Source organism: Campylobacter concisus, assembly GCF_902460535.1.
Lineage (GTDB): Bacteria > Campylobacterota > Campylobacteria > Campylobacterales > Campylobacteraceae > Campylobacter_A > Campylobacter_A concisus_AS.
In genome coordinates, this window is record NZ_CABPTV010000006.1 from 23,400 (window position 1) to 49,050 (window position 25,651).

Annotated in this window: 27 protein-coding genes, 1 tRNA gene and 1 pseudogene; 20 read left to right on the forward strand and 9 right to left on the reverse strand. The window is 37.9% G+C overall.

From position 1 onward, the window contains the following. The first annotated feature begins 1 nt into the window (after position 1). The 3 genes from FZ945_RS06445 (at position 2) to FZ945_RS06455 (ending at position 5,924) form a co-directional block, all read left to right on the forward strand. Positions 2-3,079 (forward strand): type I restriction endonuclease subunit R, encoded by a 3,078-nt coding sequence (locus FZ945_RS06445; RefSeq protein WP_148803378.1) that lies wholly within the window; start codon positions 2-4, stop codon positions 3,077-3,079. After that, on the forward strand, positions 3,076-3,762 hold the full coding sequence (locus tag FZ945_RS06450) for a M48 family metallopeptidase (protein WP_148803380.1): 687 nt from the start codon (positions 3,076-3,078) through the stop codon (positions 3,760-3,762). The genes FZ945_RS06445 and FZ945_RS06450 overlap by 4 nt, the downstream gene beginning before the upstream one ends. 143 nt (positions 3,763-3,905) lie before the next feature. Continuing rightward, positions 3,906-5,924 carry an AAA family ATPase gene (locus tag FZ945_RS06455; RefSeq protein WP_148803382.1) on the forward strand — a complete coding sequence of 673 codons (2,019 nt, stop codon included), beginning with the start codon at positions 3,906-3,908 and terminating at the stop codon, positions 5,922-5,924. A 34-nt stretch (positions 5,925-5,958) separates the two neighbouring features. Here FZ945_RS06455 and FZ945_RS06460 read toward each other — a convergent pair whose 3' ends face one another. From FZ945_RS06460 to FZ945_RS06475, 4 genes are all read right to left on the reverse strand, one after another. Further along, entirely contained in the window at positions 5,959-6,420 is a 462-nt protein-coding gene (locus tag FZ945_RS06460; RefSeq protein WP_148803384.1) for a DUF1643 domain-containing protein, read from the reverse strand. A 308-nt stretch (positions 6,421-6,728) separates the two neighbouring features. Further along, a complete protein-coding gene (locus FZ945_RS06465; protein ID WP_148803386.1) occupies positions 6,729-7,010 on the reverse strand; it encodes a hypothetical protein in 282 nt (93 codons plus the stop codon). After that, positions 6,991-7,881 (reverse strand): hypothetical protein, encoded by an 891-nt coding sequence (locus FZ945_RS06470; protein ID WP_148803388.1) that lies wholly within the window; start codon positions 7,879-7,881, stop codon positions 6,991-6,993. Before FZ945_RS06470 ends, FZ945_RS06465 begins: the two co-directional genes overlap by 20 nt. Positions 7,882-7,940: 59 nt before the next feature. Beyond that, on the reverse strand, positions 7,941-8,420 hold the full coding sequence (locus FZ945_RS06475; protein WP_262367174.1) for a macro domain-containing protein: 480 nt from the start codon (positions 8,418-8,420) through the stop codon (positions 7,941-7,943). Between the two features lie 508 nt (positions 8,421-8,928). Between FZ945_RS06475 and FZ945_RS06480 the strand changes: the two genes are divergently transcribed. The 6 genes and pseudogenes from FZ945_RS06480 (at position 8,929) to FZ945_RS10635 (ending at position 12,402) form a co-directional block, all read left to right on the forward strand. After that, complete coding sequence (locus FZ945_RS06480; protein WP_148803390.1) at positions 8,929-9,414, forward strand: PepSY domain-containing protein; 486 nt, start codon at positions 8,929-8,931, stop codon at positions 9,412-9,414. 44 nt (positions 9,415-9,458) lie between these two features. Then, entirely contained in the window at positions 9,459-10,082 is a 624-nt protein-coding gene (locus FZ945_RS06485) for a hypothetical protein (RefSeq protein WP_148803392.1), read from the forward strand. Positions 10,083-10,168: 86 nt separating this feature from the next. Further along, complete coding sequence (locus FZ945_RS10255; protein WP_262367180.1) at positions 10,169-10,450, forward strand: response regulator; 282 nt, start codon at positions 10,169-10,171, stop codon at positions 10,448-10,450. Positions 10,451-10,605: 155 nt separating this feature from the next. Next, positions 10,606-10,782 (forward strand): winged helix-turn-helix domain-containing protein, encoded by a 177-nt coding sequence (locus FZ945_RS10260; protein ID WP_262367175.1) that lies wholly within the window; start codon positions 10,606-10,608, stop codon positions 10,780-10,782. Next, complete coding sequence (locus FZ945_RS06495) at positions 10,766-11,752, forward strand: type I restriction enzyme endonuclease domain-containing protein (protein WP_222862616.1); 987 nt, start codon at positions 10,766-10,768, stop codon at positions 11,750-11,752. The genes FZ945_RS10260 and FZ945_RS06495 overlap by 17 nt, the downstream gene beginning before the upstream one ends. Further along, positions 11,742-12,402: pseudogene (locus FZ945_RS10635) on the forward strand (M48 family metallopeptidase). The gene FZ945_RS06495 and the pseudogene FZ945_RS10635 overlap by 11 nt, the downstream one beginning before the upstream one ends. Positions 12,403-12,519: 117 nt before the next feature. On the opposite strand, the gene FZ945_RS06505 reads toward FZ945_RS10635, so the two are convergent. The 5 genes from FZ945_RS06505 to aspS form a co-directional block, all read right to left on the reverse strand. Continuing rightward, positions 12,520-12,596, reverse strand: a tRNA-Ile gene (locus tag FZ945_RS06505). Positions 12,597-12,719: 123 nt separating this feature from the next. After that, positions 12,720-13,238 carry an inorganic diphosphatase gene (gene ppa / locus FZ945_RS06510; protein WP_009294194.1) on the reverse strand — a complete coding sequence of 173 codons (519 nt, stop codon included), beginning with the start codon at positions 13,236-13,238 and terminating at the stop codon, positions 12,720-12,722. Positions 13,239-13,307: 69 nt separating this feature from the next. Next, entirely contained in the window at positions 13,308-13,646 is a 339-nt protein-coding gene (locus FZ945_RS06515; protein WP_103612022.1) for a NirD/YgiW/YdeI family stress tolerance protein, read from the reverse strand. Positions 13,647-13,753: 107 nt separating this feature from the next. Next, positions 13,754-14,323 carry an adenylate kinase gene (locus tag FZ945_RS06520; protein WP_103612023.1) on the reverse strand — a complete coding sequence of 190 codons (570 nt, stop codon included), beginning with the start codon at positions 14,321-14,323 and terminating at the stop codon, positions 13,754-13,756. Between the two features lie 186 nt (positions 14,324-14,509). Beyond that, a complete protein-coding gene (gene aspS / locus FZ945_RS06525; RefSeq protein WP_103616351.1) occupies positions 14,510-16,267 on the reverse strand; it encodes an aspartate--tRNA ligase in 1,758 nt (585 codons plus the stop codon). 92 nt (positions 16,268-16,359) lie between these two features. On the opposite strand from aspS, the gene FZ945_RS06530 reads away from it, so the two are divergent. The 11 genes from FZ945_RS06530 (at position 16,360) to yihA (ending at position 25,650) form a co-directional block, all read left to right on the forward strand. Next, positions 16,360-17,235: an NAD(+) kinase gene (locus FZ945_RS06530; protein WP_148785069.1), complete on the forward strand. Its 876-nt coding sequence runs from the start codon at positions 16,360-16,362 to the stop codon at positions 17,233-17,235. Further along, positions 17,228-18,748 (forward strand): AAA family ATPase, encoded by a 1,521-nt coding sequence (locus FZ945_RS06535; protein WP_187424174.1) that lies wholly within the window; start codon positions 17,228-17,230, stop codon positions 18,746-18,748. The genes FZ945_RS06530 and FZ945_RS06535 overlap by 8 nt, the downstream gene beginning before the upstream one ends. A gap of 88 nt (positions 18,749-18,836) precedes the next feature. Continuing rightward, positions 18,837-20,093, forward strand: a complete 1,257-nt coding sequence (locus FZ945_RS06540) for a diguanylate cyclase (RefSeq protein WP_148803394.1) — start codon at positions 18,837-18,839, stop codon at positions 20,091-20,093. Further along, positions 20,090-20,875, forward strand: coding sequence for a TatD family hydrolase (locus FZ945_RS06545; protein WP_148803396.1), 786 nt, complete (start codon positions 20,090-20,092; stop codon positions 20,873-20,875). The genes FZ945_RS06540 and FZ945_RS06545 overlap by 4 nt, the downstream gene beginning before the upstream one ends. 65 nt (positions 20,876-20,940) lie before the next feature. After that, positions 20,941-22,152 carry a lytic transglycosylase domain-containing protein gene (locus FZ945_RS06550; protein WP_148803398.1) on the forward strand — a complete coding sequence of 404 codons (1,212 nt, stop codon included), beginning with the start codon at positions 20,941-20,943 and terminating at the stop codon, positions 22,150-22,152. Next, entirely contained in the window at positions 22,139-22,999 is an 861-nt protein-coding gene (locus FZ945_RS06555; protein WP_148803399.1) for a septal ring lytic transglycosylase RlpA family protein, read from the forward strand. The genes FZ945_RS06550 and FZ945_RS06555 overlap by 14 nt, the downstream gene beginning before the upstream one ends. 15 nt (positions 23,000-23,014) lie before the next feature. Continuing rightward, positions 23,015-23,590: an imidazoleglycerol-phosphate dehydratase HisB gene (hisB, locus tag FZ945_RS06560; protein WP_187424175.1), complete on the forward strand. Its 576-nt coding sequence runs from the start codon at positions 23,015-23,017 to the stop codon at positions 23,588-23,590. Next, the gene (locus tag FZ945_RS06565) at positions 23,587-24,075 is read left to right on the forward strand and encodes a KdsC family phosphatase (protein ID WP_004317467.1); all 489 of its coding nucleotides are present in this window, start codon (positions 23,587-23,589) and stop codon (positions 24,073-24,075) included. The genes hisB and FZ945_RS06565 overlap by 4 nt, the downstream gene beginning before the upstream one ends. Continuing rightward, positions 24,066-24,593, forward strand: a complete 528-nt coding sequence (gene lptC, locus FZ945_RS06570; RefSeq protein WP_148803403.1) for an LPS export ABC transporter periplasmic protein LptC — start codon at positions 24,066-24,068, stop codon at positions 24,591-24,593. The genes FZ945_RS06565 and lptC overlap by 10 nt, the downstream gene beginning before the upstream one ends. Further along, positions 24,566-25,042: a lipopolysaccharide transport periplasmic protein LptA gene (gene lptA / locus FZ945_RS06575; protein ID WP_148803405.1), complete on the forward strand. Its 477-nt coding sequence runs from the start codon at positions 24,566-24,568 to the stop codon at positions 25,040-25,042. The genes lptC and lptA overlap by 28 nt, the downstream gene beginning before the upstream one ends. Beyond that, positions 25,039-25,650 carry a ribosome biogenesis GTP-binding protein YihA/YsxC gene (gene yihA, locus FZ945_RS06580; RefSeq protein ID WP_148803407.1) on the forward strand — a complete coding sequence of 204 codons (612 nt, stop codon included), beginning with the start codon at positions 25,039-25,041 and terminating at the stop codon, positions 25,648-25,650. The genes lptA and yihA overlap by 4 nt, the downstream gene beginning before the upstream one ends. The last annotated feature ends 1 nt before the right edge of the window (position 25,651 follow it).

Consider the following 25,651-nt stretch of genomic DNA (forward strand, 5'->3'; position numbering starts at 1 on the left):
TATGCAAGAAAATACGGTAGAAAAAGAGATAAAAACGCAAGAGCGAGTCATAGATCTTTTTAAAAACGAGCTTGGCTACGAATATATAGGCGATCTGCAAGGACTTGACAATAAAAACATAAGAGAAGATGAGCTTAAATCATGGCTAAAAAGTCGTGGCTACAGCGATAAGCTTATAGATAAAGCCTTAAAAAAACTACAATATGAAAATCACACAAGCGGCGGTCGAAAACTATACGATGCAAATGAAGCCATATACTCACTTTTAAGATACGGTGTAAAAGTAATAGAAGAAGTAAGCGAAAATAATCAGAGCGTCTGGCTCATCGACTGGGATAATCCGCTGGCAAATAAATTTAGCATAGCTGAGGAAGTAAGCGTGAAAACTACAAACGGCGAGTTTGACAAACGCCCAGATATAGTGCTTTATATAAACGGTATAGCCGTTTGCGTGCTAGAGCTAAAGCGTTCAAACGTGTCGGTTAGTGAAGGCATAAGGCAAAATTTATCAAGCCAAGATAAGAGGTTTATAGAGAGCTTTTTTACTACCGTGCAGCTTGTAATGGCTGGAAACGAGAGCGAAGGACTAAGATACGGCGTGATAGAGACACCTGAAAAATACTTCTTAGAATTTAAAGAAAATGGCGAAAAACTAAGCTTGTATGGCGGACTTAAAGCGATTTGCGGGCGAGAGAGACTGGTTGAAATTTTACACGACTTTATCATATACGACTGTGGGGTAAAAAAGACTTGTCGGCACAATCAATATTTCGGTGTAAAATGCGCGCAGGAGTTTTTACGCACTAAAAAAGGCGGTATCATCTGGCATACACAAGGTAGCGGCAAAAGCCTAAGTATGGTCTGGCTTGCAAAATGGATAAAAGAAAATTTAAACTCTAGGGTACTTATAATTACAGACAGAACCGAGCTTGACGAGCAGATAGAAAATGTCTTTAACGGTGTAAAAGAAAGCATTTACAGAACAAAAAGCGGAGCTGATTTACTAGAAAAATTAAGCAACGCCAAGCATTCACTCATATGCTCGTTGGTGCATAAATTTGGCAGAAACGGCGCGGAAGACGAAAGCGATGACGGTGCCATGAGCGCATATCTGGACGATATAAAGCGTAGAGCGGGAAATTTTAAAGTGAACGGCGATGTAGTTGTATTTGTAGATGAGTGTCACAGAACGCAATCCGGAAAGCTACACGAAGCTATGAAAATGTTAATGCCTGATGCGATTTTTATCGGCTTTACAGGAACACCGCTTTTAAAAAACGACAAAAAAAGCTCGGTGCAAGTATTTGGCGAGTTTATACATACATATAAATTTGACGAAGCGGTGCGTGACGGCGTGGTGCTAGACCTTGTATATGAAGCTAGAGACATCGAGCAGTGGCTAGGCTCAAAAGATAAACTAGACAAAGAATTTGAAAACAAAACAAGAGGACTAAGCGACCTAGCTAAGGGTGAAGTAAAGGCTAGATGGGCGACTTTACAAAAACTGATGAGCTCAAAACAAAGGCTTGAGAAAATCGCAGGCGACATACTTTTTGATATGGAGAATAAAACTAGACTAAGAGAGCGCGGAAATGCGATATTTGTCTGCTCTAGCGTATATGAAGCATGCGAGGCGTATAAGATTTTTAGCGATAACGGATTTGAACAAAAATGCGCCGTGATATCTAGCTACAGACCAACTGCGTCAGCGATAAGAAACGAAATAACTCCAGATGGTATGAGCGACGGCGAATATAAGTATAAAATTTACAAGCAGATGATAGCTAACTACTACGATATAAACACTAAAGATGTAGATGATGCTAAGGCTGATAAGTTTGAGCTAGACGTAAAAAAAGAGTTTAAAGAAAAACCTGAACAAATGAAGCTTTTAATCGTCGTCGATAAACTCTTAACTGGTTTTGACGCACCAAGCGCGACATATCTATATATCGATAAACCTATGCGCGATCACGGTCTTTTTCAAGCTATATGCCGAGTAAACCGACTAGACGGAGAGAGCAAAGAGTATGGATATATCGTGGATTATCGCGATCTTTTTAAGAGCTTAGAAAAAGCGTATAGCGACTATACAAAAGAGGCATTTGATGGGTACGACGAGAGCGATATAGTTGGGCTTTTAAAAGACAGACTCGAAAAAGGCAAAGAAGACCTAGAAAATACATGGGAAATCTTGGACGCAATATGCGAGGGTGTAAAGTCGCCAAAAAGCGATAAAGAATTTATAGAGTATTTTTGCGGCGATAGTAGGGAAAATTTAAAAGATGAGATGCAAACCAGAAGGCTTAGCTTCTACCGTGCGGTTGCGAGTTTTATCAGAGCGTATGACGGAGTAGCAAATGAACTTTTAAAGCTAGGTTATAGTACAGAGCAAGAGCAGCAATGGGCTAATCGCGTAAAGAACTTCTCTATGCTAAGAGATACCGTCAAACTAGCAAGCGGAGACTACGTGGATATGCGCAAATGGGATAGTGACATGCGTACGCTTATCAATAGATATGTAAATGCCGGCGACAGTAAGGTCTTAGCAGAATTTGAAGACAAAGGCCTGCTTGAAATTTTAATCCAAAATGAGGGCATCAGCGAAGAAGAAAATGGTGCACTAGGCGGCAATGAGGCGGTTGCCGAGGCGATAGAAAATAACATAAGGCGTATAATAGTCGATAATAATCCCCTAAATCCAAAATTTTACGAAAATTTATCCCAAATACTAGACGAACTGATAGAACAACGTAAAAAGGGCGCGTTGGACTATGAAAAGTATCTAAAAGAGGTTATAAACCTAGCAAAACAGCTACAAATAAAAAATACAAACAACATATATCCACCAGAGATAAATAGCGACAGCAAACGAGCTATATATGATAACTTTAGTCAAGATATAGACTGGATCGCCAGACTAGATGAGACAATCAAAACATATAAATCAGACGGATATATCGGTAACAAAATGAAAGAGCGCGAACTAATGCGTACCATAAAACTACTATCGGATGAAAAAGGCGTGGATATAGATAAGCTTTTTGAGCTTATAAAACTACAAGAAGAATACCAATGAAAATAGGCTCGATTGATGTTGCGGTAGCGCGAAAAGACATAAAAAACCTACACATCTCCGTAATGCCGCCAAATGGCGAAGTAAGAGTAAGTGCGCCGTTCGATGCGAGTGATGATAGAATTCACATGGCTGTGGCTGGCAGGCTCGCGTGGATACGTAAACATCAAAATATTTATAACTCGCAAGAGCGCATAGGTGCAAGAGAGATAGTAAGCGGCGAAAGTCACTATCTGTGGGGCGAGCGGTATCTAATGCAGGTAATAAACGGGGTCGGTGGCGTGACGGTAAAGCATAATAAGATGGTATTAAGCGTGCAAGATGGCGGAAATTTTGAAAGTAGAAAAAGAATTTTAGAAAAATTCTACCGAAATGAACTAAGGACAAAAATCGCAAAAATACTAGAAATTTGGGAAACAAAAATAGGAGTAAAATCAAGCTCGGTAAGAATCCTAAAAATGAAAACCAAATGGGGAAGTTGTAATATAAAAGATGGCAATATTGTTATCAACTACGAACTCGCAAAAAAACCGCTAGAATGCCTAGAATACATAGTCGTTCATGAGCTTGTGCATATGCTAGAAAGACACCATAATAAAAATTTCATAGCATACATGGATAGGTTTTTGCCAAACTGGCGAACGATCAAAAATATGCTAAATGCATTGCCACTAGAGCATATATAAAGTCAACACCATAAAATAAAGATAAAAAATGGTTTATTGAGTTTATCTTTCACAACAAATTTCTCAAATTTTATCTTTATGGACATAAAAATGTCTTTTCTGCTAAGTAAAATAGCTCCAACAAAAGCAAAAAGGAGCTTGTCATGCAAAAAGAAAATTTTTTCGTAGATAGTGAGATATACGAGCTTACGACACTTTGGATACTTCGTGCCATTTTTTATGCTGGAGGAGAGAAAGAGTTTTTAAGATGTAGAAGCGATGATGTTTTAGAGTTTTTGGATATATGCACAAGTGAACCCAAAGAAGAAGACATTGAGGCTCTAAAAAATAGACTTTGGCTCCTTGAAAAAAGCAAAATTTCATGCGAGCTAAAAGAGCTTGAGCACAACCTAAATTTACTTCAAGAAAATTTAGGCCTAAATGAGACCGAGAAAGAGATCTTGAGATTTGTCACTATCATGTATAACTATGAAGTAGTCTCAAACGCTTGCGATCTGTTAGGAGAGCTAAACACCAGACAGGCCATAAAAGCGATCTCAAAGATACTAAAACTAAAATTTAGCGATGTGCAAAATGCCTTTAGAAAAGATGGAGTTTTTGCTAGGACCTCGATACTAAAAATAGATAGTTACGGACGCAGTCTAAGGTCAAAAACCGATGTTATAAATAATAGTTTCATGGGTGATTTATTTATTGAGTGCAAAAGCATAGACGAGATATTTGAAAGTGCGATAAAGCCATGCAGCAAGACAAATTTAACTACAAAAAACTACCCTCACATAAAAGAAGATGTGAAAATTTTACTCTCGTTTCTAAAAAATGCCATTCGCAAAAAGCAAAAAGGAGTAAATGTGCTCCTTTATGGCTCTGCAGGAACCGGCAAAACCGAGTTTAGTAAAGCAGTAGCTAGTGAGCTAAATTTAAAACTTTACGAAGTAGCTTATGATGATGGAGATGGCTATGCAAATGAGTACCAAAGGATAAGATCATATTGCCTTGCGCAAAGTGTATTGTCTGCTGGGTTAAATTTACTCATGTATGACGAAGCAGAAGATATATTTAATACCAAAAATGATGAGAAAAGGCAGTATGGCAAAGCCTTTATAAATAGATCCCTTGAGACTAACGAAGTGCCAACTATCTGGATAACTAATAATATCCTTGATATGGATGAAGCTGTGGTTAGAAGATTTAACCTAGCCATAGAGATAGGCATACCTACTGAAGATGTAAGAGCCAAGATCATAAAAAAATATAGTGAAAATTTGATAGATAATAAGCTTGTTAAAAAACTAGCTAAAAATCGATTTGTAGCGCCAGCAGTCGTTAGTAATGCAAGCTTAGTCGTTTCAAATTTAAACACAAAAGACAAAAACAAAGCCTTTGAGCGAGTGATAAGCAATACTCTAAAAGCGCAAGGCTACGATGAGATAGAAAAAGATGAGAAGCCAAGCATTGATCTGCCAAGCAGCTATGATCCAAATTTTGTAAACTCAGACTGCGACCTAAACGAGCTAATGCAAGGCATAAAAGTAAGCAAGAACGCAAGGATGTGCCTTTACGGTGTGCCTGGAACTGGCAAAAGCGCTTACGCCAAATTTATCGCTAAAAGCCTAAAAAAGCCGATCATCATCAAAAAAGGAAGTGACCTTTTATCTATGTATCTGGGAGAAACTGAGAAAAATATAGCACTAGCCTTCAAAGAGGCCAAAGAAAAACATGCTGTGCTAGTCTTTGACGAAGTAGATAGCTTTTTGCAAGATAGAGGCATGGCTACAAGAAGCTGGGAGATAACTCAGGTAAATGAGATGTTAGTGCAGATGGAGAGCTTTGATGGTATCTTTATCGCCACGACAAATTTGATAGATAATCTTGATAAAGCCTGTCTTAGAAGATTTGATCTAAAGCTTGAATTTGGGTACTTGTTGCCAGAACAAGCAAGAAATTTGTTTAAAAAAGAGTGCGCTTTGCTAAAAGTCAAATTTGACGAAAACGCAAGCAAAAAGGTCTCAAACCTTGGCTTGCTAGCACCTGGAGACTTTGCCAGCGTGAGAAGACAAGCTAAATTTAGACCTATAAAAAATGGCGAAGACTTTTGCCATAGACTTGAGCTAGAAGTCGCACTAAAAAATGAAGAAAAGAGTGTGAAGATAGGGTTTTAGGAGATGCTTTATCTCCTAACCCATACAGAGTGGTTTAAAATTTTTGAGGTTTTAAGTCACCTTTTAAAAATAATGGATGAGCAGGTTCTCCGCTGGCATTTAGTTTTATGTAAAATTTATTTTTTAAGGCATCTAGTACCTCTTTGCTCCTGCTTTGATACGATCCATTATTTCCCCAAGCGCATACTACTTTATCTACTTTGCTTGAATAATCTGCAAGCATTTTGTCGTTTTCTTTGCCTATTGGATCTTTTACAGAGCAGATTGCAGATGGGTCTGTTGAGACTATTGCAAATAAATTAAGCATATAAAAACCGCCGTAACCCCAGTATTGAGCAAATTTTATACATTTTTTTATAGTGGGATCATCTTTGGTTTCATCTGCAATGGATGGATTTAATCCTACAAAAACAAGCATTGGTTTATTTTTATCCCAAACTCTTGTTAAAACATATCTATATTTCCTATCTTGTGAGAAAACTGCTGAACATTCCATTGTGTTGTCCTTTCAAAAAAATATTTTTCAATTATATCAAAAACCATTATTAGTTAAAAAACAATATCTTTTGCATTGTAAAAATTATCTTTAATAATATTAAAGTTTTTATCCACCAAACTAAGATAGTTGTTCTTTTTTATTACAATCTTTTCATCATAGATAAATTCATAATCATCACATTCGATTGTTACTATAAAATCGTTTCTATAAAGCCTATATTTCCCATTGGCCAAGGAGTGGCTAAAAATCCCATTGCAAACATGGAGATTATCGCTTGCTTCGATAAAAATTTCAGCATTATCGCCCTAGCCGCTTTTTAGAGTATATTTGCCTTCTTTTTGAATGACAAAATTATCTCTATCAACCATCCAAATTTCATCAATATCATCCTTTTGTATCACGGTATGATCTTTTAGTACAAATGCTTTTTTATCAAATTCTTCACCGTTTATCAGCTCTGTACTAACAGCTTTTATCGTGGCGATATCATCATCATAAAAAGATATAGAAATTTCGTCATATTCTTCTTCTAAAAGCACATTGCCTTCTGTATCACAAAGTCCAAATTTAGGCTGATAAAAAATCATATGGATTTTTTTCGGATCGGCTAAAAGCAAAAAGTCCAAAAGCCAGATAGTTAAAAGAAAAATAGTTCGCCTCTAATTTAATATTTTCTTGGTGGTCTATCAAGCCTATTTTGTGATTTTTTTCATAATAAAATATCTCTCCATTATAAATATCTTGTTCTATATCAGTTTGCACTATTATTTTGCTGATATAAAAGTAGTCAGTAAAAATTGGTTTATTATTAGCTAGATCAAAGTATTCATTTTGACATTTTTCGTTACGAAGTTTTACAATCGTATCGCAAATCATACTAACATCTAAATATTTTGATGGTACTTTTATATTTCCTTCTAAATCACTAACACCAAAAAAATTTTCGTTCTCTGGATTTTTTACCGCAACTAAATTTTTTTCTAAAAATTGACCAGAAATAACCTCTTTTATAGTTTTTGTTATCGGATCAAAAAGTTCTATCTTGCTATTGCTAAAAGCATCTTCGTTGTCACTTTTGCTAATGTATACCCCATCCAAATAACTATAATAATATGCAGTTTTATAGCCCTCAAGTGCTATTGGATCGCCATACCCATCAAAAAATTTAAGCTCATCACCACATCTGATCCAGGCGATATCCCAGTGGGCTTTAAATAAAATTTTAGTAAAAAAACAATCCAAAAGTTCTAAATCAATTTTATGATACGCCAATAGTTTAAGCTTTTTGTGTTTGTAATTATATGCAAAAAGTTTCTCTGGCGTTATAATGAAATAAGTATTGTATTTTTTATAGGTTTCTGATACTTGAAAAATCTCTCCAATATCTCTTATCTCGTTTCCATTTAAATCGATAGCAACCTTCTTTTTGCCTTTTTTACTTAAAAAAATTAACTCCATTATCTATCCTTTTAAAATTTGCTCTATCAACTCAAAGTCGTTCTGGTTGTAGCCATAAATCATGACATTACACTTTTTATCCGCATTTTTTGATGTGAGAAGAAGTTTTTGTATTCTAGTATAACTTCGCTTTTTTCAAGACCACCGATACCACAACCAATAAGTGGCAATGCAAGGCTTAGATTATCTTTTTGTTCGAGTAGTAAAATTTGCTGTAAATTTTGCAAAATTTCTCTTATGGTCTGTATAGTTGGCATTTTGGATTTATTTTTTTTAGTATAGTTCATTACTGCAGCATGTAAAACATATGGGAAATTTTTATAGTTTGATGCGGTTTTTATAACGTCACCTTGGTTTATTACTCCACGATTTTTTAGTGCGTCTTGCATATATTTTTCTAGTATTACACCGCAACTTCGTTTAAATGCCATCGATATACCGCTTCCAAGCAGCATAGCCGTATTTGATGGATTGACTGCAAAATCAGCTTTTGCAGTTAGTAAATCTCCTTGTTTGGCAAAAAGTTTATACGATATCATGCAATGCCTCTCATATATTATCTTCTTCTTACTTTTGTCTAGAATTATAGTAAAAAAATGGAAATAAAAATGTCCTATTTGGTACACATTTACCAGTGGCTATAAACAGACAAGATTTTAAAAAATGTCAATACGTTACACGTGTTTTGTTTCATTTTGATTGTATATTTTTAGTATTGTTGAGCGATGTGTATTCATAAATATAGGGGTTTTAGGTATAATCCCTAACGAGGTCTTTTGTCTGACTTGTCAGACAAAAGTATCCTCACTCAGATGAAATAGAAGAGCCTTGTGTAGTTTTGGTGTCATAATTTGGTGAAGTTTTTGTGTAAATTTATTTATTAATACTAGTGCCTCATCGCTTAAAATCTTGTATACCTCTTTTCTTTGTATTTAATATGCCATCAAACCCAGTTCTTATTTTATTCATTCATCCTAGCTTCATTTTAGGTTTTTATAATGCGCTCATCCAAACGAAAGTTGGAAATCAAAAATAAAAGGATCAAAAATGAAAAAGGTATTAGGTGCAGCAGTTTTAGCAGCAGTTTTAGGAGCGATAGGCTTGCAAGCAGCCATCACGTCAAAAGAGGCTTTAAACATAGCTGAGAAAAACTTCCCAGGCTCAAGCATCAAAGATATCGAGATGAACGTCAAAAAGGGCGTGACTTTTTACAAGATAGAGTCATTTAAAGATGGTGTCAAACAAGAGATCAAGATCGATGCTAACAGCGGTCAGATCGTTAAAGTAGAGAATAAAAATAAAAAACATATCTTGCCGATCGAAGCGGTAGATTTTTCAAAATTTGCTCTTAGCATTGACGAGGCTGTGGCTAAAGCTCAAGCGCTCGAGGCTGGCTGGAGCCTTGATGAGGCAGAGCTTGATAATAAAAATGGTGCTTGGATATACAAAGTAGAGCTTAAACGCGACAGGAGCGAGAAAAAAGTGATCATAAACGCTCAAACAGGCGAGATAATCGGCAACTATACAAAGTGATCTAGCGCCCTTTTTGGGCGTTAAATTTTATAAAGGTGAAAAAGATGAGTGAAAATTTAGAGCAAAATTTAAACGATAACGTTGGCGAGCAGGTTTTAGAGAAAAATTTGAACGAAAATTTTAGCCAAAGCGCGAGAGAAAATTTAAGTAAAAATGCAAAGCCTAGCGTTTATAAAAATAGCTACAAAAATTTAGGCAAGAGCGAGCAAAGCCCTGAAAATTTAGATAAAAATTTAAGCCAAGCTTTTTCAAAATGCAAAGCTCAAAATTTCTTTAAAAATGCGCTTGAGTTTTCGCTTCAAGGTGTAGCGGATGCACTTATCTGCGCTGGCAAGGCTGGAGTGTGGCTATTAAACGTTTCAAACTGCCTAAAAGACGAGGTGCAAAGAGCGGAGCTATCAAAGATAAATGAAGAGCACGCTAAATTTGAAGGGCTAACTCACATCTTGCCAGAAAGAGTTAAAGAGCTCATCTTAGAGCGCCTAAAAACAAAGCCAGAAGAGGTGGAATTTGAGCCGATCTATCTAGCGAAAAAACAAAGCTTTGGCACGCTTGGAGCGGAGTATTTTTATGACGCAAGGGCTAAATTTAACGGCTTTTTATATGATTTTAAGATAGGCGCAGCAAATGGCGAAATTTTAAATCTAAAAATAAAAAGTCAAATTTGATAAAATAGCTGGCAAAACCAAGTGAGGTAGGTAAGGCAGGGATGAAAATTTTAGTCGTCTAGGACGAAGTAGACCTAAATAACGTCATAGTAAAGCACCTAAAGAAAAACGGATATAGCGTCGATAGCGCGTTTAACGGCGAGGAGGCGATGGACTTTACCGCCGCCGTGCACTACGATCTTATCGTGCTTGATCTTATGATGCCAGTGATGGACGGACTTACATTTTTGCAAAGATCGCGCGCCACAAAGCTAGCGACACCTGTGCTGATACTAACGGCAAAGGACGATGTAGATGACGTTGTAAAGGGGCTTAACGCGGGCGCTGATGATTACTTGGTCAAGCCATTTGACTTTAAGAGCTGCTAGCTAGAGTGCGCACGCTCATTCGCCGAAATAGCGGCAATGCGGCTAGTGAAATTTGCGCAGGCGAGCTAAAGATTGACCATTCTAAAAAGTCCGTAGAGTTTAGCGGCTAGCAGGTCGAGCTCACCGGCAAAGAGTATGAAATTTTAGAGTTTTTGATGCTAAATAAGGGCAGAATTTTAACTCGCGAGCAGATCAAAGAGCACGTCTGGGACTTCGACTATACGGGCGGCTCAAACGTCATTGATGTGCTTGTTAAAAACATAAGAAAAAAGCTTGGCGAGTGCGATGTGATCCAGACTAAAAGAGGGCTTGGCTATGTTGTTAAGGATTAAGCAAGCGCTTGCAAACGTCCCAATAACAGCGCGCGTAACGCTTTGGTACTCGTTTTTTATCATCGCTATCGTATCAGCTCTTGTTGCTATCTCTGCGGTCGTGGCGGATGAAGTTTTTGAGGACGTGCAAAAAAGAGACGACTTTAAAGAGTGGCTGTCGCAGTTTGCTAGAGCTTTTAAACTAGCGCTTTCGAGTGAGAAAATTTGCGATATCTTAAGCGAAGAGGAGATAAAAGCTTATAAGCAAAGAGTTAAATTTTATAACGAACTAAGAAAGGCGGTGCAGCTAAGGTATCACGAGGCTTGCGACTTTGGCAAATACGAAGCACAGATGCAAAAGTTGCTTGATACTTATGTGAGCGCAAAAGAGGTCAATGAGCTTACGAAGCTTGTAAATATCTTTGAGACGGAATTTGACGATGAGGTGCAAAGAGTAGAGGGTAAAAATGCAAAAGCCGATACGATAATCAGCGCCGTAAGTGCGGTGGTAAAAGAGAAAATGGACTCAAATCCAGCATTTTATAAATCAATAGCCCAGCAAATACAAGATATCATTGACGAATACAAGGCAAAAAGGCTAAGTGAAGAGGAAAAACTTACCAAAGCAAAACAGCTAAAAGATCTCATAACTGGGGCTTTAAAGCCGAGCGAAGATAGGTATCCAAAAGAATTTAACGGCAAGAAAATTTTATTTGCTATTTATGATAATTTGCTTGATATTTTAGGCGACGTGGGGCTTTCGGATATAGAGACGGTCGCTAAAAATTTGAGTATGAAATTTTATGAAATTTATGAGCAGGCCTCAAAGAAACCAGAATGGCACAAAAATATGGACGTGGAAAACGAGATAACAAGCGCGATGGAAGATGCTCTTTGGGATGTCGAGGACGAATACGGCGTATCTATCGATGATAAAGAGAAAATTTATCAAACTATCCGTGGAATAGGGATAAGCTTTTATGCAAAGTGATGTAAAAATCATCAAAAAAGATGTAAAAAATATCACTTTAAAAGTTAGACCAAATGGCGAAGCGATCCTAACTGCGCCAAATTCGGCAAGAGATGAGCATATAAAATTTATCATGCAAAAAAGAGCTAAGTGGATAGCTAAAAAACGGGCGTTTTTTGCTTCGTTTAAGACGCCGCAAAAAGAGTACGTAAGCGGCGAGGATTTTAGATATCTTGGGTGAAGTTATAGGCTAAAAGTATTGCAGTCTAAAGAGGAGTGCGTAAAGCTTCAAAGGGGTTATCTAGAGCTATTTGTAAAAGATAAAAGCGACCTAAAGCGAAAAGAAAATTTGATTTATGGGTGGTATTACGAAAAGGCGATGATCTTATTTTTTTAACATCTTGCAAGAGTTTAACAAGATAGTAAAGCAAGATATCAAAAGCGTAAAAATAAGGCAGATGAAAACAAGATGGGGAAGCTGCAACCCATATAAATCATATATAAATTTAAATATAGAGCTTATCAAAAAACCAAAGGCGTGCATCGAGTATGTCGTATTTCATGAGCTAGTGCATCTTCTCTATCCTGATCACTCAAAGAAATTTTATGACTATCTAGCGCTTTATATGCCTGACTGGCAAAAGCGAAAGGAAATTTTAGAGAGAGCTTAAAAATTTGGCTTATATTTTGGAATATTTAAAATTTTTACATTTTTAAATTTTGAAAAAAATTTTAAAATTTAAAGAAAAAATGGTGAAATCTCGATCTTATGATGTTGGTGAAATAGGTGGTGGGTTCACCAGGACTCGAACCTGGGACCATCCGGTTATGAGCCGGATGCTCTAACCAACTGAGCTATGAACCCACAGTTGAAAGAAAATCGTATTATACAAGAAAAAGCTTATCTAAATATAAAAATAGCCTTTTTAATATGGCGTATAAAAACGAACAAATTTAAAAAGAAAAAGCCCTAAAATAGGGCTTAAAATTATTTATAATTTTTTATCGCAGCGTCTAAAATCTCTTTTGCAGCGTTTGCGTCTTTAAATTCTTTCACCTTTACCCATTTGTTTGGCTCAAGAATTTTATAAGTTTCAAAGAAATTTTTGATCTTATTTAGTGTCGCAGTTGGCAAATCTTCGTAACTTTTTATCGCCTCATACCTTGGATCGATCTTTGTAACTGGCACAGCCAAAAGCTTCTCATCCATGCCTGCTTCATCCTCCATCACCAAAACGCCTATCAAACGGCAAGGGATGACGCTACCAGCTTGGAGTGGATACTCGTTTAGCACCAAAATATCAGCTGGATCGCCGTCAGCTGCAAGTGTGTTTGGCACAAAGCCGTAGTTTGCTGGGTAGAACATCGCTGAGTAAAGCACGCGATCAACTACGACTGCACCGCTATCTTTGTCGATCTCGTATTTGATATTTGAGCCATAAGGTATTTCGATTACGGCATTGATTTTATCTGGGTTTGAGCCAAATTTGATCTTTGAAACGTCCATATATTTGTCCTTTTTATTAGAAATTTTCGTGATTTTAGTATTTTTTGCATTAAATACTCGTAAATTTAACTACTTTACAACCTCTACGCTATCTACGTCGATCTTTGTTTTTGTAAGGTCTTTATCTACTTCGCCTCTTATTCTTAAAAGCGTGTCCTCGTTAGCTGTTGCATTGCCCCACTTGTTATTGTCAATCTCAACAACGATAGTGTCGCCATTTTTATCGGCAAATTCATATTTGTCTGATTTTATTTGCGACTTTATCTTGCCCTCAAGTACGACTTTGGCATCGTCATTTAGCTTTAAAGCCTCTTTTACGCTTATAACATTTTCGCTTTGGTGTTTTGAGACAAAGCCTCCAGCCATTGCGATGCTAACAGCCAGTGAAGCGATGAAGATTTTTTTCATTTTTATCCTTTTTTGGTTGGTTGTTAAATTTAAAGGATATTACATTTTTGGTGTTAATAAATGGTAAGTTTTAAAACCTTGCACCTTTTTGATGCAAGGTCTGTGAATTATATAAGTTTAGCTAGTAAATTTTTGATGTCAGCTACGATCTCGTCGATGCCACGCTCGCCATTTACCACGTGAAGTAGCTCTTTTTCGCTGTAAAATTTGCGGATAGGTTTGATCGGATCAAGATAGACTTTCATGCGGTTGTTAAAGACTTCGTTGTTATCGTCAGCGCCTCTTGCACGGCCAAGCACTCTAGCCCTTGCCACATCTTCGCTAACATCCACTTCGATGACGCCTTTTAGAGAAATTTCATCTTGCTCGCTTAAGACTTTGTCAAGCTCGGTCATTTGCTCAACGCTTCTTGGGTAGCCGTCGATTATGATGTTTGATTTATTTGAGCTTTTGATGGCTGATACGATCGCATTTACGACAACGTCAAGTGGGACCAAATTTCCTTTTGAGATAAAGCCGTCTATTAGTTTGCCAAGCTCGCTACCACTTTCGACTTCGGCTCTTAAAAGATCGCCAGTTGAAAAGTGAGCAAATTTCTCATCATGCTGTGCGATGATTGATGCGTCTGTTGTTTTGCCGCTGCCTGGAGCGCCGATGATTAAAAATAAATTCTTCATTTTTTCCCTTTTTGTATTTTTTGAGCGCCTTTGAATGAGTTTGAAAATTTCACCCTGCAGCAGACTATATGTCTAGCTTTGGGATGAAATTTTCTGCACAACATCCAAAATCATCTCAAAAATTTAATCTTTAAAATAAAATAACTCAAATTTAGACATCTAAAAGTCTAAATTTATTGCAAAATTTTAAGCCTTTTGCTCTTTTTCTCTTATCCTTAGCCCTAGCTCCCTAAGTTGTTCGTTGCTAGCGTAGCTTGGTGCTTTTGTGAGTGGGCACTGAGCGCGCTGTGTTTTAGGGAAGGCTATGACGTCGCGGATCGAGCTTGCTTTATTTACAAGCATATTTAGTCTGTCAAAGCCGATCGCGATACCACCGTGTGGAGGCGCACCAAATGTCAAGGCATCAAGCAAGAAGCCAAATTTCTCACGCTGCTCGGCTTCATCTATGCCAAGAAGCTTAAAGACTTTTTGTTGGATGTCGTTTTTGTGAATTCTTATACTTCCGCCGCCAAGCTCAAAGCCGTTTAAGACGACGTCGTGAGCGATAGAGAGGATATCTTCAAGATCAGGCTCGTCTATATTTTTTGGCATTGTAAATGGATGGTGCATCGCAGAGTAGCTGCCGTCGTCGTTTTGCTCAAACATTGGGAAGTCAAGCACCCATAAAAACTCAAGTCTGTCTTGATCGATGATGCCCATTTGCTCAGCTAGGAAAATTCTAAATCGTCCCATATAATCAAGCACAATTTTTTTCTTACCAGCACCAAAGAATACGACATCGCCAACTTTTAGCTCACATCTTGAGACGATCTCATCAAGATCGCTTTGCTCGAAAAATTTACAAAGCGGGCCTTTTAAACCATCTTCTTTCATCTGGAAGTAGCCAAGGCCTTGTGCGCCAAATTTACGTACAAATTCCTCAAATCTATTCATCTCGCGCTTACTAAAGATATTGTCGCCATTTGGCACTTTTAGAGCTTTTATGCGGTTTTTCTTCTTATCTTTTGCGATCCCGCTAAAAATTTCATTGCTTGAGCGCTCGAAAATATCGATCACGTCGATCATTTTTAGATCATATCTAAGATCAGGCTTGTCTGAGCCGTAAGTCTCGGTCGCCTCTTTGTAGCTCATACGTCTAAATGGCGTTTTGATGTCGTATCCGCAGGCTTTAAAGATATCTTTTAGCATCGTCTCAGCCATATTTATGATATCTTCTTGCTCGACAAAGCTCATTTCGATATCTATTTGAGTAAATTCTGGTTGGCGATCAGCCCTTAAGTCCTCGTCGCGGAAGCATTTTGCTATCTGAAAATACTTATCAAAGCCAGAACACATTAAAAGTTGTTTAAATAGCTGCGGGCTTTGCGGGAGCGCGTAAAATTGACCTGGATATACGCGGCTTGGCACTAGATAGTCTCTCGCACCTTCTGGAGTTGCGCGTGTTAAAACTGGAGTTTCAAACTCGATAAAGCCCATTTTATCTAGGCTGTTTCTAGCTGCTATCGCTGCGCGAGAACGCATTTTAAAGATATTTTGCAAGCGCTCGCTTCTAAGGTCTAAAAAGCGGTATTTTAGCCTGATGTCCTCATTTACGCTCTCATCACCTATCATAAATGGTAGTGGCTCGCTTGGATTTTCGATGATGAGCTCGCTTACTATCACCTCTATCTCGCCAGTTTTTAGCTTTGGATTGGTTAGTCCTTCGCCTCTAGCTCTTACTTTTCCTTTTGCTTTTAAGACATATTCATCTCTTACTTTTGCAGCCACGTCGTGTGCTTCTTTGCTGTCAGCAGGATCACAAACTAATTGTATAAGCCCGCTAACGTCTCTTAAGTCGATGAAAACAACGCCACCGTGGTCTCTATATGTGTTTGCCCAGCCACAAAGTATTACTTCTTTGCCGATATCAGCTTTGCTAAGATCGGTGCAATAATGACTTCGCATAAAATGCTCCTTTGCAATGTTTTTTAGGCAATTATAATCGCTTTTTTCTTTTGAAAAGCTTTGTTAAAATAAAATATGTTACAATCATTTCTATGAAAAATGAACAAAAATTTAATACCACAAACGCCAAAAAAGTGGGACTTATCGCGAAAGATTATCCATTATTTAAGCAGGATTTAGCAAAGCTAGAAAAAATTTTAAAAAAGTATAACGCAGAAATTTTGCTTGAAAAAAGCTGTGCAAAACAGGTGAAAAAAAGTGGCTTTGAGCTGATAAAACTAGCCAAAGAGTGCGAATTTCTTATCACGCTTGGCGGCGATGGCACGATCATATCAACCTGCAGAAAGCTAGCTCACATCTCGCCACTAATCCTTGGCATACACGCTGGCAGGCTCGGCTTTTTGACAGATATCACGATAAATGAGAGCGAGAAGTTTTTTAAAGACTTTTTTGATGATAAATTTGAAGTAGAAACGCCTTTTATGCTTGATGTTACGCTTCATAAAAATGATGGCAAAACTGAGAAAAAGATAGCATTTAATGATGCAGTCATCGTTAGTAAAAATGGCGGTTCGATGACGCATATCGAGGCACTTTTAAATGAAAAGTATTTTAACTCATATTACGGGGACGGCGTCATAGTGGCAACTCCAGCTGGCACCACGGCATATAATATGAGCGCAAATGGCCCGATTATATATCCGCTAAGCGAGGTCTTTGCGCTAACTCCCATCTGCTCGCACTCGCTCACGCAGCGTCCAGTCGTGCTTACGAAAAATCACACGGTTAAATTTAGAACAAAAAGCGACGCCATTTTAGTCATAGACGGACAAGACCGCTTTGATATGAGTAAAATTTCAGCCGTTAGCATGAGTCTGAGCGATAAAAAAGCGAGGCTGATACGCCACATCGGCAGGGATTATTTTCAAATTTTAAAAGAGAAACTTCACTGGGGTTATAATGATTGATCGAATTTTGATTAAGGATTATCTAAATTTTAAAAATGTTGAGCTAAATTTCAAAGAGGGTCTTAGCGTCTTTACGGGCGTTAGTGGTGCTGGTAAGTCGGTGCTGATGAGTGCCATAATGGCTGTTTTTGGGCTAAAAGATAGCGAGGCAAGGCTGATAGAAGCTGACGTGGAGCATAAATTTGAGCTTGATGAGTTTGGCATAGAAAACGAAGAGGTCAATATTTTCAAGCTTTTAAAAGATAAGAGCACGAGGTATTTTATAAACCAACAAGCCATCTCAAAGAGAAATTTAGCCCAAGTGGCGCGCGAGCACATCAAATATCTCTCGGCAAAAGAGGCAAATGAATTTGAAAATGAGAAATTTCTAAATTTGCTTGATAGGCTTGAAATTTCAAAAAATGAGAAATTTAAAGAGATAAAGCAGGAATTTGAAGAGGCATTTTTGGAATTTTCTAAAATTTCAAAAGAGCTAGCCACTATAAAAGAGGAAGAGAAAAAGGTCGAGGAGCTAAAGGAGCTTGCTAGTTTTGAGATTGAGAAGATAAGAAGCATCGGGCCTAAAAAAGGCGAGTTTGAAGAGCTTATGGAGACCAAAAAAAGGCTTAGTAAAAAGGATAAGATAAATGAGGCGTGGGCTAGGGCTGAACGGATATTTGAGCTAGAGCACAGCGTAAATGAGGCGCTAAGCATCAGCGACCTTGACAACGGCTTTTTTGAAGATGCGATGAACGAGCTGAGGGTCGCAAGAGATAGCCTAAATATGGAGGAGCTTGACGATATCGACGTGGAGAGCGTGCTTGATAGGATAGAAGCTCTTAATGCCATCATCAGGCGCTATGGCAGCGAAGAGGAGGCGTTAGAAGCGCTTGCTAAAAAAGAAAAAGAGCTTGCCAGATATGAAAATTTAAGCTTTGAAAAGAGCGAGCTTGAGAAGAAATTTGAAATTTTAAGCAAAAAGGCAAATGAGCTAGCCAGCACTTTAAGCAAGGCAAGGAGCGTAAATTTAAAAGAGCTTGAGGCGATGATAAATTTATACCTAAAAGAGCTTTATATGCCAGATATCACGCTAAGGATTGAGGGCAAAAAGCTTGATATTTTAGGCGCTGATGAAATTTGTCTAAATTTAAACGAAACCTCGCTTAAAAATTTAAGCTCAGGCGAGCTAAACCGCTTAAGGCTGGCCTTCATAGCTGCTTCTAGTGAGATCACGAAAACTGGCGGAGATGTCATCATTTTAGATGAAATAGATGCAAATTTAAGTGGAAAAGAGGCGATGAGTATCGCAAATGTCTTGCTTAAGCTTGCAAATTTCTATCAAATTTTTGCCATTTCGCACCAGCCGCAGCTTAGCTCAAAGGCAAATTCGCACTTTTTAGTAGAGCGTCACGGCGAGAGCTCAGTCGTAAGAGAGCTTGACAAAGAGGAGCGTGTAAATGAGCTTGCGCGTATGATAAGTGGCGAGCATATCAGCGAAGAGGCGATAAATTTCGCAAAAGGACTTTTAAAATAGCTTGAAATTTAAGTTTTAAATTTAAGCTTTGTGATTAGGTTTATTTGTTAAAATCCGAGCTAATTTAATAAAAAATCGCAGGAATAATATGGAAAGAATTCTAGTAGTTGATGATAATAAGGCACTTGCTAAGCTAATCGTCATGCAGATGGAAAAGAGCATTGAGGATATGGCGATCGACGTTGCGTACGATTTTGCCGAAGCTCAGATGCTAATTAGCGAGCACGGCAAAGATTATTTTATGACTATCTTGGATCTAAATTTACCTGACGCACCAAATGGCGAGATCGTTGATTATGTCCTTGCTCAAGGGCTCTGTGCTATCGTTTTAACTGGCAGCATCGATGATAAGACGAAAGAATTTTTTATAAACAAAGATATAGTTGATTACGTCTATAAGGGCAACATGGATGATATCAACTACATCTTTCAAATGATAAACAGACTAAGCAAAAATAGACAATACAAGGTCCTAGTCGTTGAGGACTCACTACCTTTTAGAAATATGATAAAAAAAATCTTAACTAGCCTTCAGTTTAAGGTCCTAGCAGCGGCTCACGGCGAAGAGGCGATGAGCTATTTTGCTGATAATCCTGATATAAATTTAATCATAACTGACTATAGAATGCCTGTCAAAGATGGTTTAGAAGTCTTAAAAGAGGTTAGAAAAGAGAAAGATAAAAACCACCTTGGCGTGATCGTCATGACCTCGCCTAGCGAAAAGACTGATGCTTCGATATTTTTAAAAAATGGAGCTAGCGACTTTATAGCAAAGCCATTTTCAAAAGAAGAGCTCATTTGCCGTGTAAATAACACCATTGAGGCGATGGAAAATATAAATAAGATAGCAAATTTTGCCAACCGCGACTTTTTAACTGGCGCTTACAATAGAAGATTTTTTTACCAAGATATAGAAGAGTACGTTCAAGCAGCTGAAGAGCTTGATGAGCCTTATGCGTTTGCTATGCTTGATATAGATCACTTTAAAAAGATAAATGACACATACGGACATGATGGTGGCGACAAGATACTAAAATCACTCGCAAAGATACTAACTGACAACACAAAAGGAAGAGATGTGGTCGCTAGGTTTGGTGGCGAGGAGTTTTGCGTCGTTCTTAAAAAGATAGCAAAAGAGGAGGCGATTAAATTTTTTGTAAATTTAAGAGCAAAAGTGGCTGAAAATGAGGTAATCATAAAAGATAAGATCGTAAGAATCACTGTTTCTATCGGCATATCTTTTGGAAAAGGTCACTGCGAGATAGATGATATGCTAGAAGCTTGTGACTCAGCGCTTTATGTCGCTAAAGAAAATGGTAGAAATAGGGTAGAAATAGCTTTATGATTATAGATACGCATTGCCATTTGGATAGTAAAGTTTATGATTTTGACCTAGAGCAAATTTTATCTGAAGCTAGAAATTTAGGGCTAAAAGGCTTTATTATCCCTGGAGCTGATATTAATGATTTACCAAAAGCGGCTAAAATAGCGCACGAAAAAAATGACATTTTCTTTGCCGTTGGGGTTCATCCCTATGATAAAGAGAATTTTGATATTGAAACTTTAAGAGAATTTGCCAAAGATAAAAAGTGCGTGGCTATCGGTGAATGTGGGCTTGATTATTTCCGCTTGCCAAAAGATGAAGAAGAAAAGATAAGAGAAAAGCAAGATCAAAAACGTGTTTTTTTAGCTCAACTAGATTTGGCTGTTGAGTTAAACAAACCCGTTATCCTCCACATCAGAGAGGCTAATGAGGACTCTTTTAACATTTTAAAAGAGTATGCACCAAAGCTTGAAGCTGGAGCGGTCTTGCATTGTTATAATGCTTCGCCACTTCTTTTAGAGCTTTGTAAATTTGGGAATTTTTACTTTGGCATAGGTGGTGTTTTGACGTTTAAAAACGCTAAGAATTTAGTTGAAATTCTGCCAAAAATTCCTTTTGATAGGGTATTAATAGAGACTGACGCTCCATATCTTACGCCAGAACCGAATCGTGGCAAGAGAAATGAGCCGGCGTTTACGACATTTGTTGCTAAAAAGATAGCTGAAATTTTAAACCTTGAATTTGAAGTAGTTTGCAAAACGACTTCAGATAATGCCAAAAGGTTATTTAAGTGCTTTGCCTAAATTTTGGGCATTGTGCTTGCTTAAGATGCTAGCATCATTAAGCTTTGACACGAAAAAGGATAGAAATGAAAGCAATGCTTAAGATATTTTTATTATTTGCATGTAGCACCTTGCTACTAGCAAACGCCCCTGAGAAGAGCTCTTATGACACTCAGGTTAAAATTTTAAAAGAGCTAGACATCGATGCTAGCTTTATGAAAACTTCTCACTATGCAAAGATGAGACAAGGCACACAAAACTCACAGGTAAGAACATTTACAGATGCCTTGAAAAACGGCTATATGTATATACCAATGATTAAAGAGCAGATTAAAAAATCAGGCGTACCTGAGTCATTTTTCTACCTAGCGATGATAGAGTCAGGCTTTTCAAATCACACAGTATCAAACGCAAAAGCTACTGGTATGTGGCAATTTATGGAGCAAACAGCTAAAATTCACGGCCTAAAAGTAGGACAATACACCGATGAGAGAAAAGATCCAGTCGAATCAACTGTAGCCGCTACAAACTATCTAAGATCACTTAAAAATCAATTTGGCAAATGGTACTTGGCAGCAATGGCATATAACTGCGGCGATGGTGCATTAAAAAAAGCTATACAAAAAGCTGGTACAGATGATCTTGTAACACTTCTTGATGCTGAGAAAAAATACCTTCCAGCTGAAACTAGAAATTTTATCATTAAAATTTTAAGAGCGGCATATATAGCAAAAGATGCGGACTTTTTGATATCTAAGGAGTCGTCTTTACTAAACATAAATGGTGGATTAAGACTTACGAAAGTAAAAGTGCCAGGCGGTACAAATTTAGCTCAGATAGGCGACAGCATCGGTCTTAGCACAAAAAAGATGAAAAGCAATAACCCGCATTTAAAATTTGTATTTACTCCTCCTACTTTAAAAGATTATTACGTTTATATCCCTGAAAATAAAAAGCAACTTTTCTCAGATAATTTCAAACCATTTAATGGCAAAAATAACTTCTATGCATATACAGTAAAAAAAGGCGAGACCTTGCTCTCTATCTCTAAAAAAACAGGCGTTAGCCACAGAGCGATCAAGGACTACAACGAGCTTAGCACAAATGCAGTAAGCTATAATCAAAAACTAATCATCCCTTTTTCTACTCAAAACAAATCTCACAACTATGTAGTTCAAACAGGCGATACGATCGCATCTTTATCAAAGAAATTTAATGTAAGCGAAAAAGATCTAAAAGATGCAAATTCTTTGGCTAGTTCAAATTTAAATGTCGGAGCAAGTATTGTCATACCGTAAGAGCCTAAATTTCTACTTAGGACTAAGTTTTACACTTCTAATCACTGGCTGTTCTTGGAGTGGGGCTCCATTTACTCCAAGTGGCCCAACTAATGTAAGAGGCAACAACTCCGCCTCAGTTCAAAAAGCAACAATGAGACCATACACCATAAATGGCAAAACCTACTACCCAACCGTCGTAAGTGTCGGCGACAAAGCTAGCGGAACGGCAAGCTGGTATGGCCCAAATTTTCATGGCAAAACGACCTCAAATGGCGAAGTTTATAATATGTACAATATGACTGCGGCGCATAAGACTTTGCCGATGAATACAATACTTAAAGTAACAAATTTAAGAAATCAAAAAAGTGTTATCGTGCGTGTAAATGACAGAGGACCTTTTGTGGCTGACAGGGTGCTTGATCTTTCAAAAGCAGCCGCGATGAAGCTTGATGTCATCGGCACTGGCACAGCTCCAGTTAGTATGGAGGTTATCGGCTTTAATGAAGACATTAACGCTGTTACAACTGCTAGCGTGCAACCAACAAAACCAACAAGCACTGGCATAAAAGTGCCAAATCCAGTCTCTCCAACAGCTCCGGTTGGCGGCATCGTGGTCTCATCAGAGCAACGCGTTGTGGGTGGAGATTTTATGGTGCAAATTGGCTCGTTTAAAAACCTTGAAGGCGCAAATAGATACCAAAGAGAGCACAAAAGTATAGATGGCTATAGATCAGTCGTTAAGACATTTACGATAGATGGCTCAACTATTTATAGGGTATTTTTAAATGGCTTTAGAAGCGAGGACGAGGCTAGGGATTACGCAAGAAGCGGTAAATTCCAAGGCGCATTTATAGTAAGAGGTTAGGGCGTGAGAGAGGAAATTTTAGAACTAACTAGAAACACAAAAGAGACGCAAATCTCGATGAAACTTAAAATTTATGGCTCTGGAGTTGCAAATATTAGCACAGGCATAGGCTTTTTTGATCATATGCTTGAAGCTTTTACCAAGCACTCTTTACTTGATCTTGAAATTTCATGCAAGGGCGACACGCATGTGGATTTTCACCACAGTGTCGAGGATGTTGGTATTGTTTTGGGACAGCTTTTAAAGGAGGTTCTATATCCATTAAGCGGTGTTGAGAGATTTGGCGAGGCGAGCGTTGTTATGGACGAGGCGGCTGTTTTTTGCGCGCTAGATCTTAGCAACAGAGCCTACCTTGTATATGAAAATTTTAATGAAAATGCCAAAGTTGGTGAGTTTGACACTGAGCTTGTGGAAGAGTTTTTTAGAGCAGTTGCTATAAATTCAGCCATCACTCTTCATCTAAATCAAATTCGTGGCAAAAATACTCACCACATCATTGAAGCAACGTTTAAATCATTTGCCGTAGCACTCCGCAGAGCGCTTGCTAAAAATGCAAGGATCGGCACTCCAAGCACTAAGGGCGTTTTATGATAGAAATTATATTTTTAGACGTTGATGGGTGCCTCACTGATGGCAAGATCATCTATAATGCAAATGGCGAAGAACTTAAATTTTTTGACGTAAAAGATGGCTATGCGATAGAGAGCTGGCTAAAGCTTGGCAAAAAGGTGGCTATCATCACTGGCAGAAAGTCGGCTATCGTTGAGCGAAGGGCTGAGGATCTAAAGATAAATCACGTCTATCAAGGCGTTGGAGATAAATTTGAAGTAGCAAGCGAGATACTAAAATTTGAAGGGCTTAGCTTTAAAAATGCAGCGGCTATCGGCGATGACTATAACGACTATAAAATTTTAGACGCAGTTGCTTGGAGCTTTAAGCCAAAAGATGCCATTAAAGAGCTTGATGTAAAGACAAAGCTAAAGCACAAAGGCGGCAATGGCGCTGTTAGAGAGATGATCGAGATGATCATAAAATCAGAAAATTTATACGACGAGTGGTCTAAGCGTTGGTTGTAAAAATTTTCTACTTCGTCGTGGCTATTTTTAGTGCTGTGATGATATTTTTAGCGGCTCAAGACCCATATCTAGCAAATGTTCTAAAGGTTGATACCAAGATATCAAATATGCAGGTAAATGACGTGGTTGATTACGAGATAAACTCAACTAAGATAAGTGGAGTTTATGAAAGTGACGAGCTAAACAGATATAGTGGCAGGGATGAGTTTTTAGACTTTAAAGCGAGAATTTTAAGGGGAAATGTAAGACATTTTCTAAGCTCAGACAAGGCTATCTCGCAAAATGATGAGATAATCTTTCAAAAAAATGCAAACTATGAAAACAACGATAGTTTGAAATTTAAAAGCGATGAAGTTATATATAACACAAATACAAAAATAGTAAGATCAGAGGCAAATTTCACCATCACTAGAAACGGCGACAAAGCACTAGGTGATAGTGGAAGTTACGATCTTGGTAAAAAACAAACGCAGATAAAAGGGTTAAGGGCATGGGTAGAAGAAAAGCAGCGATTTTAGCGATGATTTTGGGCTTTACATTTTTAAATGCAGAGCAAGTTGAGATCACTTCAAATGATTTTTTCGCAGATGAAAATAAGCAGATCAGCGAATTTGTAGGCAATGTAAATATCAAAAAAGGCTCATACGACGAGCTAAAAGCAAACAAAGTCGTTGTGCATTTTGATAAAAAACGCCAGCCAGTAAAATATGTAGCCACAGGCAACGCTAGAGCTAAAATTTTCATGAAAGATAAGCACTATGACGGCAAGGGCGACACGCTCATTTATGAGCCAGCAAAGCAAACATACACAGTAACTGGCAACGGCTATTTGCACGAAGTGGAGACTGACAAAAATGTCTATGGCGACAAGATCGTAGTCAATCAAAAAGATGGCACATATAGTGTAAATAGCGACGAGAAAAAGCCGGTTAAATTTATCTTTCAGATCGAGGATAAAACCAAGTGATAAGAGCTCTTGGCGCTAAATTTATCACTTCAAGCCCAAGCATAAAAGAGGCTCCAAGCTTTGTGACAAGCGAGGTGGTCTTTTTGGGTAGGTCAAATGTAGGTAAAAGTAGCCTCATAAATGCACTTGTAAATCAAAAAAATTTAGCCAAAAGCTCATCAACTCCTGGTAAAACGCAGCTTATAAATTTCTTTGAGGCTGAGTTTTGTGAGGAAAAAGAAGATGGCGAAAAAGAGAAATTTAAACTCATCTTGGTCGATCTACCAGGCTTTGGCTACGCAAAAGTGGCAAAGTCAAAACACGATGAGTGGCGTAAAAATTTAGATGAGTTTTTGAAATTTAGAAGCGACATCAGACTTTTTATACATCTAATCGACGCTAGGCACTTTGACCTAGACATCGACGTGAACGTGGATTCTTACCTAAAAAGCTTTTTAAGAGCTGATCAAAAAATCTTAAATTTATACACAAAAAGCGACAAGCTAAATCAAAGCCAAAAGAGTGCGATAATGAAATTTGACCCAAGCGGCATTTTGGTCTCGACACTCAGTAAAAGTGGCATCGACAAGGCACGGGAAGCTATCATAAACCACGCTCTTGGTAGGTAAA

What these genes read in the sequence shown, in the direction of transcription:
- FZ945_RS06495 (WP_222862616.1), top strand. Translation starts at nt 10,766, where the DNA reads ATGTTGTTAAGGATTAAGCAAGCGCTTGCAAACGTCCCAATAACAGCG.
- FZ945_RS06545 (WP_148803396.1), top strand. Translation starts at nt 20,090, where the DNA reads ATGATTATAGATACGCATTGCCATTTGGATAGTAAAGTTTATGATTTT.
- FZ945_RS06445 (WP_148803378.1), top strand. Translation starts at nt 2, where the DNA reads ATGCAAGAAAATACGGTAGAAAAAGAGATAAAAACGCAAGAGCGAGTC.
- FZ945_RS06550 (WP_148803398.1), top strand. Translation starts at nt 20,941, where the DNA reads ATGAAAGCAATGCTTAAGATATTTTTATTATTTGCATGTAGCACCTTG.
- FZ945_RS06535 (WP_187424174.1), top strand. Translation starts at nt 17,228, where the DNA reads ATGATTGATCGAATTTTGATTAAGGATTATCTAAATTTTAAAAATGTT.
- lptA (WP_148803405.1), top strand. Translation starts at nt 24,566, where the DNA reads ATGGGTAGAAGAAAAGCAGCGATTTTAGCGATGATTTTGGGCTTTACA.
- FZ945_RS06565 (WP_004317467.1), top strand. Translation starts at nt 23,587, where the DNA reads ATGATAGAAATTATATTTTTAGACGTTGATGGGTGCCTCACTGATGGC.
- ppa (WP_009294194.1), bottom strand. Translation starts at nt 13,238, where the DNA reads ATGGACGTTTCAAAGATCAAATTTGGCTCAAACCCAGATAAAATCAAT.
- FZ945_RS06485 (WP_148803392.1), top strand. Translation starts at nt 9,459, where the DNA reads ATGAGTGAAAATTTAGAGCAAAATTTAAACGATAACGTTGGCGAGCAG.
- aspS (WP_103616351.1), bottom strand. Translation starts at nt 16,267, where the DNA reads ATGCGAAGTCATTATTGCACCGATCTTAGCAAAGCTGATATCGGCAAA.
- FZ945_RS06475 (WP_262367174.1), bottom strand. Translation starts at nt 8,420, where the DNA reads ATGATATCGTATAAACTTTTTGCCAAACAAGGAGATTTACTAACTGCA.
- FZ945_RS06540 (WP_148803394.1), top strand. Translation starts at nt 18,837, where the DNA reads ATGGAAAGAATTCTAGTAGTTGATGATAATAAGGCACTTGCTAAGCTA.
- FZ945_RS06480 (WP_148803390.1), top strand. Translation starts at nt 8,929, where the DNA reads ATGAAAAAGGTATTAGGTGCAGCAGTTTTAGCAGCAGTTTTAGGAGCG.
- FZ945_RS06520 (WP_103612023.1), bottom strand. Translation starts at nt 14,323, where the DNA reads ATGAAGAATTTATTTTTAATCATCGGCGCTCCAGGCAGCGGCAAAACA.
- FZ945_RS06515 (WP_103612022.1), bottom strand. Translation starts at nt 13,646, where the DNA reads ATGAAAAAAATCTTCATCGCTTCACTGGCTGTTAGCATCGCAATGGCT.
- FZ945_RS06450 (WP_148803380.1), top strand. Translation starts at nt 3,076, where the DNA reads ATGAAAATAGGCTCGATTGATGTTGCGGTAGCGCGAAAAGACATAAAA.
- FZ945_RS10260 (WP_262367175.1), top strand. Translation starts at nt 10,606, where the DNA reads ATGCTAAATAAGGGCAGAATTTTAACTCGCGAGCAGATCAAAGAGCAC.
- FZ945_RS06465 (WP_148803386.1), bottom strand. Translation starts at nt 7,010, where the DNA reads ATGATTTTTTATCAGCCTAAATTTGGACTTTGTGATACAGAAGGCAAT.
- FZ945_RS06460 (WP_148803384.1), bottom strand. Translation starts at nt 6,420, where the DNA reads ATGGAATGTTCAGCAGTTTTCTCACAAGATAGGAAATATAGATATGTT.
- FZ945_RS06455 (WP_148803382.1), top strand. Translation starts at nt 3,906, where the DNA reads ATGCAAAAAGAAAATTTTTTCGTAGATAGTGAGATATACGAGCTTACG.
- FZ945_RS06470 (WP_148803388.1), bottom strand. Translation starts at nt 7,881, where the DNA reads ATGGAGTTAATTTTTTTAAGTAAAAAAGGCAAAAAGAAGGTTGCTATC.
- FZ945_RS06530 (WP_148785069.1), top strand. Translation starts at nt 16,360, where the DNA reads ATGAAAAATGAACAAAAATTTAATACCACAAACGCCAAAAAAGTGGGA.